We start from the raw sequence: 7,690 nt of genomic DNA on the forward strand, positions 1-7,690 counted from the left end.
GGGTGACTGTCCCGCCCCCCGCCCCCCGGGAACGCGAGGGCCCCGCGGAGGCGTGGTCCGCGGGGCCCGGCGCCGCCGAAGGCGCCATCGTGGGTGGATCGAGGGGTTGCTCGGGCTACTTCCCGGAGCCCGCGAACACCCCCTGGACGAAGTGGCGCTGGAAGGCGAAGAAGACCAGCAGCGGAACCAGCATGGACAGGAAGGCCCCCGAGGCCAGCACGTCGATGTTGGTGCCGAACTGGCGCAGCTGCGAGCGCAGCGCCACGGTGAGCGGGGCGGAGTCCGGGTTGGTGAACACCAGCGCGACCAGCATGTCGTTCCACACCCACAGGAACTGGAAGACCGCGAGCGAGGCCAGCGCCGGGCGGGCCACCGGGAGCACGACCCGGCGGAAGATCCGCCACTCGCTGGCGCCGTCCATCCGCGCCGCCTCCAGCAGGTCGCGCGGGATGTTCACGAAGAAGTTGCGCAGCAGGAACACCGCGAACGGAAGCCCGAAGGCCACGTGGAACAGGATCGCGCCGAAGATGGAACCGAAGATCCCCAGGGCGCCGTACAGCTGCGAGATGGGGATGAGGGCCGCCTGGATGGGCAGCACCAGCAGGCCGACCACCGCCACCATGATCCAGTCGCGGCCGGGGAAGTCCATCCACACCAGCGCGTAGGCGGCCAGCGCCCCGATGCCCACGACCAGCAGGGTCGACGGGACCGAGATGTAGACGGTGTTGAGGAACGACTGCACGAGGACGTCGTTGTCGACCAACGACCGGTAGTTGTCCAGCGTGAGCTCGGTGGGCTTGAGCAGCGCCGTCCACCAGCCGCTGTTGGTGTTGTCGGCCTCCGAACGCAGCGACACCAGCAGCAGGCCGATGACCGGCACCATCCAGAACAGCGCGACCAGGGTCAGCGCCACCTGGAGGGTGCCCGAGCCCAGCTTGGAGACGAGCCGGGACGCCAGTCCCCGGCGCGGCGCGCCGGAGACCGACACCTCGACGACGGAGGGCGACTTCTGGGGCGTGGCGGTCACGAGCGCTCCCGTCGGAAACGGCGGATGTTGAAGTACATGATCGGCAGGACCAGGACCAGGAGGAGGACCACGAGGGCGCTGCCCAGTCCCTGGTTGCCGCCCGCGCCGAAGGACACCTGCCACATCTGGAGGGCGACCACGCTGGCGTCGGCCTGGACCGATCCCGGGGCGATCACGAACACGAGGTCGAAGATCTTCAGGACGTTGATCATCAGGGTCACGAACACCACGAGCAGCAGCGGTCCCAGGAGCGGGATGGTGATCTTGCGGAACACCTGCCACTCGGTGGCACCGTCCACCCGGGCGGCCTCCAGGGCGTCCCTGGGGATCGCGGCCAGGCCGGCGGCGATGAACGTGATGGCGAAACCGGTCATGATCCACACCCACGAGGAGATGATCACGGGGGTGATCAGTGTGGGGCCCAGCCAGGTCAGGCCGCGGAAGGACTCGGTGAAGTTGTCCGCCGCCAGGTGGATCTCGTACTCCCCCGGCTCCAGGCCCGTGAGGGTGAAGCGGCCGTCGTCGCCGGAGGTGGTGCTGGCCACCACCTGGCCGTCCCGGAGGGCGTCGACCATCATGCGGGGCAGCCCGTTCTCGCCGTCGTCGATGGTCCCGGCGTCGCCGCCGAGGGCCACGTCCAACCACACCACGCCCTCGATGGTGTCCCCGGAGGACGCGGGATCGGCGGCCTGGGTCGCCTGCTCGGGCACCTCCCCGGGCCGGATGCCCACCAGCGGCAGGGCGACCGTGTCACCCGGCGCGTACGCCTGGGTGGAGGTGAACCCGCCCAGCGAGGGGTCGGTGTCGAGTTCCTCCCCGCGCGGCCGCGCCCCGGGGTACTCCGAGGGCGAGGCGAACGTGTCGTGCACGGTCACCACGGCGGCGTTGACGACGCCGCGGTCGGGGTTCTCGTCGTAGACCAGCCGGAAAATGATGCCGGAGGCGAAGAGGGAGATCGCCATGGGCATGAACAGCAGGATCCGGAAGGCCGTGGCCCAGCGCACGCGCTCGGTGAGCACCGCGAAGACCAGTCCCAGCCCGGTGACCAGGGCGGGGGCGACCAGGACCCAGATGCCGGTGTTGCGGATGGCGGTGAGCGTGCGGTCGTCGGTGAACATCCGGCCGTAGTTGTCGAGACCTACGAACTGCGAACCGGAGGCGTCGAAGAAGCTGCGCACCACGGAGTAGGCGGCCGGGTAGGCCAGGAACACCCCGAGGAAGAGCAGGGCGGGCAGCAGGAACAGGGTGGCCGGGCCGAACAGGCGCCGCCAACCCGGGCGGCTGCCGTCGGGCGGCCCGCTGGACCGCTTCCCCGGCTTCCCGGGCGGGGTCCCGTCCGCGCGGGCCGCGACGTCGGCGGCCCCGGTGTCGTTGGAGGTCATGTGTGCGGGCTCCGTCTAGTTCCCGTGGGCCCGGGCGGCCTCGGCTTCGAGGCGCTCCATGGTGCCCTCGACGTCGGAGGGGTCGGCCAGGAAGTCCTGGAGGGTCTGCCACATGCCGTCGCCGACGGTGGCGCCGAACGCGGCGGGCTGGAGGTCGGAGAGGTCGAAGCGGACGCTGTCACCGGCGTCGATGATCTGCTCGGCGACCTGACCCAGGACCGGGTCGGCGTAGTCGTCGGCGGTCAGGTGCATGTTCGGCGAGAGGAACCCGCCGATGGACGCCCACTCGGCCGCGGCCTCCTCGGAGGCGAGGAAGCGCAGGAGCTCCATGGTGGCCTCGCTGTCACTCATGGCGACGGCGGCGTCTCCGGCCACGACCACGGCGTCGCCCTCACCGGCGATGCTGGGGAAGGGGAAGACCTGCGCGGTCTCGCCGACGACGGAGTTGGTGCTGGCGGAGACGACCCCGCCGATGAAGTCGGCGCCCACCACCATGGCGGCGTCGGGGTCGTCGCTGTAGACGTTCACGACGGAGGTGGGGAAGTCGGTCTGGAGGCTGCCGCTGCCGCCGCCCAGCATGAGCTGCTCCTGGCCCCACACCTCGGCCAGGGTCTCCAGGGCCACCTCGACGGACGGGTCCGTCCACGGGATCTCGTGCGTGGCCAGCTGGTCGTACATCTCCGGGCCCGCCGTCTGGAGGTAGACGTTCTCGAACCAGTCGGTGAGGACCCAGCCGTCCGCCCCGGCGACGGACAGCGGGCTGATGCCGACGTCCGAGAGATTGTCGGAGAGTTCGACGAACTCCTCCCAGTTCTCCGGCGGCGCGGCTCCGGTCTCGGCGAAGAGGTCGTCGTTGTACCAGACCAGGGACTTGTTGGCGACCTTGAGGTAGACGCCGTAGGGGGTGTCGCCGACCGATCCGATGTCCGCCCACGCCCCGGCCATGTTCTCGTCGACGGTCTGGACGACGTCGTCGGTGAGCGGGACCAGGACGTCCTCGGCGGCGAAGTGCTCGATGAGCCCGGCCTGCGGGATGAGCGCGACGTCGGGCTCATCGCCGCCCTGGATACGGGTCTGGAGGACTGTCTGGAGGTCGTCACCGGCGCCGCTGTAGGAGACGGTGGCGCCGGTCTGCTCCTCGAAGATCGAGACGACCTGCTCGAAGGCGACCTGCTCGTCACCGGCCCAGGGGCCGACGACCTCGAGGGTCTGGCCGTCGAGGTCGGCGCCGGAGGCCGTGGTGGAGCCGCCGCCGCAGGCGGTGGCGGCCAGGGTGAGGCCGAGCGCGGCGGCGGCTCCGCCGAGGATTCTGGTGCGGTGGGTGCGGTGGCCGCCGTGGCGGGAAGTGGGCGCTGACATGGGGGACGCTCCTCAGGAATCGTGGATGGCGGTGCCGGTGGCGGGGTCGAAGAACTGGAGGCGTTCGGTGTCGACCGCCACCGTGATGGTCTGGCCCTCGTACACGTGGGTGCGGGGGCTGAAGCGGCCGACGAGGACGACGCCCTCGTCGGTCGCGGGAAGGGTCTCGTCGGTGCCGGCGTCACGGGCGAGTTCACGGGTGTCCTCGGTGACGACGGGGGCCGCGTCGAGTGGGAAGTGCACGAGGACGTCCGAGCCCATGGCCTCGACCAGGTCGGCGACCGAGGTGAGCGTGGCCCCCTCGGTGCCGCCGACGATCTCGGCGTCCTCCATGTCCTCGGGGCGGATGCCCACGACGACCTTGACCCCGGCGTAGCCGCGCAGCGCGGGGCGCCGGTGCATGAGGCTGTCGGGCAGGTCCAGGCGCTGGTCGCCGATCCGGACGTGGAACCGGCCGTCGTCCTCGTGGAGTTCGACGCAGATGAGGTTCATGCCGGGCGAGCCGACGAATCCGGCGACGAACAGGTTGCGGGGGTGGTCGTACATCTCCTGCGGCGGGCCGACCTGTTGGAGGACGCCCCGCTTCATCACGGCCACCCGGTCGCCCAGGGTCATCGCCTCGGTCTGGTCGTGGGTGACGTAGACCGTGGTGACGCCCAGGTCGCGCTGGATGCGGGCGATCTGGGCACGCATCTGCACTCGGAGTTTGGCGTCCAGGTTGGACAGAGGTTCGTCCATCAGGAACGCCCGGGGTTCGCGGACGATCGCACGGCCCATCGCGACCCGCTGACGCTGGCCGCCGGAGAGGTTGCCCGGTTTACGGGTGAGGTGTTCCTCCAGTTCGAGGACGCGGGCGACCTCGCCGACGCGGCGGTCGATCTCCGCCTTGGGCACCTTGCGCAGTCGCAGCCCGAACGCGATGTTCTCGAAGATGTTCAGGTGCGGATAGAGGGCGTAGGACTGGAAGACCATCGCCACGTCCCGGTCGCGGGCGGGGACGTCGTTGACGACCTGGTCGCCGATGCGAACGGTGCCCTCGCTGATCGCCTCCAGCCCCGCGACCATCCGCAGCGCGGTGGTCTTGCCGCAACCGGAGGGGCCGACCAGCACCAGGAACTCCCCGTCCTGGATGTCGAGGGAGAGGTCGGTGACCGCGCGGGTTCCGTCCGCGTAGACCTTGCCCAGGCCGTCGATCACGATTTCCGCCACGACATCCTCCGTGGGACGGGCACGCTGGTGCCCGGCAGCCGTCCGGCCGGCGGTTTCGGGTCACGCGTCCCTGTGACGCGCACCACCACCGGCGATGTGTGACGACAGTAGTGTCGGGCTCCCTAAGGAAGCCTTAACGCAGCGTCTCGTTCGACTTAAACCGCGCCGTCCACGGGCCTTCCGGTCACAGTGGCGTTCCTCCTGATCACGGGCCGCAGCCGGACTCGTGTGAAGGTGCAACATTGGTTAACGTGTGCGCATGGCAACGGTCTTGCTGGTCGAGGACGACCAGATGGTGCGGGGCGCCCTGGTTCGGGCGCTGAGCGGTCTGGGGCACGTGGTGCTGCCCGTGGGCACCGCCCTGGACGCCCTGCGCGAGGCCGCCCGGCATGAACCTGACCTGGTCATTCTTGATCTGGGGCTCCCTGACCTGGACGGCGCGGCGGCGCTGCGGATGTTACGCGGTCACAGCGACGTCCCAGTGATCGTGGCGACGGCGCGCGGAGACGAACAGTCGATAGTGCGCCTGCTCAACGACGGTGCCGACGACTACGTGGTCAAACCCTTCTCCAGCACCCAGCTGGCCGCGCGGATGAACGCGCTGCTGCGCAGGTCCGGCCGGGCCTCGGCGGGCGCGGCCGACCCCGGCGAGCTGACCGTAGGCGAGTTGTCGATCAGTCTGACACGGCGGCAGGCGTCACTGGCGGGCACCCCCCTGGAGCTGTCGCGGCGGGAGTTCGACCTGTTGGCCTACCTGGCCGAGCACACGGGCCGGGTGGTGAGCCGCCGTGAGCTCGTGGAGGCCGTCTGGCACCAGCACCCGTTCGTGGGTCACGACCAGACCATCGACGTGCACATGTCGTGGCTGCGCCGCAAGCTCGGGGAGAGCGCGAGCCGGCCCCGCTACCTCCACACCGTGCGGGGTGTGGGGCTCAAGCTGGTGGAACCGGTGTGAGGAGGCTGCTGGCCCGCGCCGTCACCCTCGCGACGGTCATGGTCGCGGTGGTGATGCTCGGTGTGACGGGAGCGTGGGCCTGGTGGGAGGCACACGAGAGGGCCGAGGAGCAGGTCTGGTCGCAGGCCGAAGCGGTCGCCTCGGTGGCGGAGGTGAGCCCCGAACCCGCGCTGCTGCGGCGCGTGGTGGCCTCGACCTCGGCCGGGGCCCGGGGGCATCTCACGGTGCACCTGTCCGACGGCGGCACCGTGGGGGCCAGCCGTGCCGGTGACGCCGACGTGGCCGAGATGCGGCGCACCGGGGCGGGTTCCCGGAGCCAGGTCCCGGCCGAGCAGGGCACCGCGTACCTGTTGGCGGTGGCCGACCCCCGGGGTTCGGGCGCCGAACCGTCCGTGGTGGAGGTGTACCAGCCCCGCGGGGAGGCGGTTCGCGGCCTGGGACCGGTCCTGGGCGGCCTGGTGGTGATCGCGGTGCTCGTGGTGCTCGGCGCGGTGCTGATCACGGACCGGCTGAGCAGACCGGCCCGGCGTGCGCTGCGCGCTCTGGCGGACACGGCCGTGGAGATCGGTGAGGGGCGGCTGAACGCCCGGATACGCGTACACGGCCCCCGTGACCTGGTGGTGCTCGGCGAGTCCATCAATGCGATCGGGGAGCGCGTCCAGGGGCTGTTGACGAAGGAACGCGAGATGGCCGCCGACGTCTCGCACCGGCTGCGCACCCCGCTGACGGCGCTCAGGTTGGACGCCGAACCGCTCCCCGGCCCCGAGGGCGAGCGGATCAGGGGCGCGATCAGCGCGCTGGAACGGGACGTGGACGCCATCATCCGCGACGTGCGCCCCCACGCGACGGGCCCGGAGGTCGAGCGCGCCTGCGACCTGTCCGAGGCCGTGGTGGACCGCATGGGATTCTGGTCGATGCTCGCCAACGACCAGGGCCGCGAGGTCACCCTGGAGCTGCCGGACACCCCCTGCCGGGTGGCGCTCTCCTCGGAGGAGTGCGCGGCGGTCCTGGACTCGCTGGTGGGCAACGTCTTCCGGTACACGCCCGCGGACCGGCCGTTCGCCGTGGCGGTGGTGGAGCACGCGGGATGGGTGACGCTGCTGGTGGAGGACGGAGGTCCGGGGTTCGCCGATCCCACGGCGGCGCTGCGGCGCGGTACGAGCGGCGGCGGATCGACCGGGCTGGGGCTGGACATCGTCCGGCACGCGGTGGAGGCCACCGGCGGCACCGTCCATCTGGAGCGCGGCAAGCTGGGCGGGGCTCGGGTGCGTGCGCGCTTCGCGCAACTGGACGTGCCGCACGAGGAGGAGCAGCCCCGGGCCTGGCGCCTGCGACGATCAGGTTGAGGTGGGGGTGGGGTTGTGGTGGGTGGGTTCTAGGGTTGTGGTTGCGGTGGGTGGGCGGGTTCTACAGGCCTGGGTTGCTGTTTGCTGTGGGTTCTGCGGTTGTGGTTGCTGTGGCGCGGCCTTTCTACGGCCAACCCGTTTTTCCCATTAGCTAAAGGCGGTCGGGTGCGGGTTCAACCGTACCCCTTGGGGTTTCTCGGTTTATTCAGGGCGGGGTGGGTGGATGGTGCTGTGCCCGCACCGCACTTGGCGGATGAGTAGAGCGGTGCACGTCTGGTAGTTCAGGGCCAAGTACGGACACGGGCCACCCCCCAGGACTACTGGTGTGTTCTAGAGATGCGTGTCCCCAGCACTGGTAAAAACCCCTGCCGTCCGGGCGCCACTTGCCGCTCTACGGCCAACCCGCACCACT

6 protein-coding genes are annotated in these 7,690 nt (G+C 70.5%); 2 read left to right on the plus strand and 4 right to left on the minus strand.

Annotated elements, in window-relative coordinates; genetic code table 11:
• Positions 1–115: 115 nt before the first annotated feature.
• Genes BDW27_RS20960 through BDW27_RS20975 form a run of 4 tightly spaced genes read right to left on the minus strand, consistent with a single transcriptional unit; the run spans position 116 to position 4,977 of the window.
• Positions 116–1,027 carry a carbohydrate ABC transporter permease gene (locus tag BDW27_RS20960; protein WP_017547028.1) on the minus strand — a complete coding sequence of 304 codons (912 nt, stop codon included), beginning with the start codon at positions 1,025–1,027 and terminating at the stop codon, positions 116–118.
• Entirely contained in the window at positions 1,024–2,409 is a 1,386-nt protein-coding gene (locus tag BDW27_RS20965) for an ABC transporter permease subunit (RefSeq protein WP_110051210.1), read from the minus strand. Before BDW27_RS20965 ends, BDW27_RS20960 begins: the two co-directional genes overlap by 4 nt.
• Positions 2,410–2,424: 15 nt before the next feature.
• Positions 2,425–3,768 (minus strand): ABC transporter substrate-binding protein, encoded by a 1,344-nt coding sequence (locus BDW27_RS20970; RefSeq protein ID WP_110051212.1) that lies wholly within the window; start codon positions 3,766–3,768, stop codon positions 2,425–2,427.
• 12 nt (positions 3,769–3,780) lie between these two features.
• Positions 3,781–4,977, minus strand: coding sequence for an ABC transporter ATP-binding protein (locus BDW27_RS20975; protein ID WP_110051214.1), 1,197 nt, complete (start codon positions 4,975–4,977; stop codon positions 3,781–3,783).
• Positions 4,978–5,236: 259 nt separating this feature from the next.
• Between BDW27_RS20975 and BDW27_RS20980 the strand changes: the two genes are divergently transcribed.
• Together BDW27_RS20980 and BDW27_RS20985 are read left to right on the plus strand one after the other, a co-directional pair.
• Entirely contained in the window at positions 5,237–5,932 is a 696-nt protein-coding gene (locus BDW27_RS20980) for a response regulator transcription factor (RefSeq protein ID WP_026129686.1), read from the plus strand.
• Positions 5,929–7,278, plus strand: a complete 1,350-nt coding sequence (locus tag BDW27_RS20985; RefSeq protein WP_110051216.1) for a HAMP domain-containing sensor histidine kinase — start codon at positions 5,929–5,931, stop codon at positions 7,276–7,278. The genes BDW27_RS20980 and BDW27_RS20985 overlap by 4 nt, the downstream gene beginning before the upstream one ends.
• Positions 7,279–7,690: the final 412 nt, after the last annotated feature.

It is taken from the genome of Nocardiopsis sp. L17-MgMaSL7 (assembly GCF_003182025.1).
Taxonomy (GTDB): domain Bacteria; phylum Actinomycetota; class Actinomycetes; order Streptosporangiales; family Streptosporangiaceae; genus Nocardiopsis; species Nocardiopsis prasina.

Excerpts from the sequence above, each read along its gene's own strand:
- BDW27_RS20965 (WP_110051210.1), bottom strand. The coding sequence starts at position 2,409 with ATGACCTCCAACGACACCGGGGCCGCCGACGTCGCGGCCCGCGCGGAC.
- BDW27_RS20970 (WP_110051212.1), bottom strand. The coding sequence starts at position 3,768 with ATGTCAGCGCCCACTTCCCGCCACGGCGGCCACCGCACCCACCGCACC.
- BDW27_RS20980 (WP_026129686.1), top strand. The coding sequence starts at position 5,237 with ATGGCAACGGTCTTGCTGGTCGAGGACGACCAGATGGTGCGGGGCGCC.